The sequence below is a fragment of the Bartonella sp. MU70NMGDW genome (genome assembly GCF_042194085.1).
Taxonomy (GTDB): Bacteria; Pseudomonadota; Alphaproteobacteria; order Rhizobiales; family Rhizobiaceae; genus Bartonella; species Bartonella grahamii.
The window spans coordinates 1-1186 of sequence record NZ_JBHIMK010000351.1 but is presented as its reverse complement, the minus strand read 5'-3'; the positions used below and the strand labels follow the sequence as shown (position 1 = coordinate 1186).

The following is a 1186-nucleotide window of genomic DNA, read 5'->3' as shown; positions in this document are numbered from 1 at the left end:
TATGAAACCTTAAGCCCTAAACGCATCCCAATGGAAAAACTGATCGATTTACAACACCAAGAATTGATAGAAATGGTGGATAACCAACGCTTAAAAGCGACAACCAAAGGACGTATTGTTCTTGATCACATCATCAGCCAACTCGCAAACTAAAGTTTTTATAACAACATACTTATTTTAATCATAATCATCATTTTTCACAGAAAAGGCGAGATTAGAGTATCGTGAGATACTCTCATTTCAAAACTATTTACAGTAAATTAGTTACCACCATTTGCTTACACCTTAAAAGTAGAGAAACGTATGGATAAAAAAGCTATAAAAAGAAGTAAAAATAACTCTTATGAACACCCTTAAGTGCTAAAAGCTATCGCAATATTTTGAGCTAGAAAGTGTGTGGTGGTCTAACTTTTTTTTCATAAACGTAAAGATGGTGGGCACTGTAGACTTTATACACTTCACGGAAAATTTTATATTACACTATTCACAAACACCGTAATGGCACGAATGTGACAAATATTGAGAAAATTTCTTTAAAACAAGTATGTGAATGCATAATACGATAATGTATTGTTTTTTATGAAATCGTGGCACCATTTAAAGAACCAGAGAAATGAGCATGAAACCATGTATCAATCTCTAATTATTTAAAAAGGTATTACTCTAGATAATTTTGAAAACTGTAAAACCGAATAAAAAAGGAGAGTAAAAAAGCACACTGATTTTCACCTTTATACCTTTATATTTTCCCTCAATCAGGTTGTGGTTGTATGTCTGTTTCAGAGATTACAAAAAAATAGATATACACAATACTTTTATCCTATTCTGGTATATAAAAGCTGTTGTCGCAAAAAAATACTGAACCAATATTTATTTGAGATACGCGGCTGTATGATTGGTATTGATCTATAAGTCACAGCAAAATCATGAGTTTTATTAAAACAAATAATGCACTCAAATGGCAAATATATCAGATATGAATCGAGATTATTTTGTTAGCGAGCGAAACGACATTAATCCCATATGATTTTATTTGTATGCATACATGCTTATGAGTGTCTGTGCGCGTCCTTTAAGGTTATTTTATTAAAAAATTGAGAAAAATACTAGGCTAAAGAAGTCAACGTGATGCTACAAAAGAATTTCTGTGTATCTTTATCATAACCAATATTAAAGCTGATTAAAT

General features: G+C 31.0%; 1 pseudogene. It reads left to right on the top strand.

From position 1 onward, the window contains the following. Positions 1–153, top strand: a pseudogene (locus tag ACFIKE_RS10920) (coproporphyrinogen III oxidase); the annotation flags it as partial. Between the last annotated feature and the right edge of the window lie 1033 nt (positions 154–1186).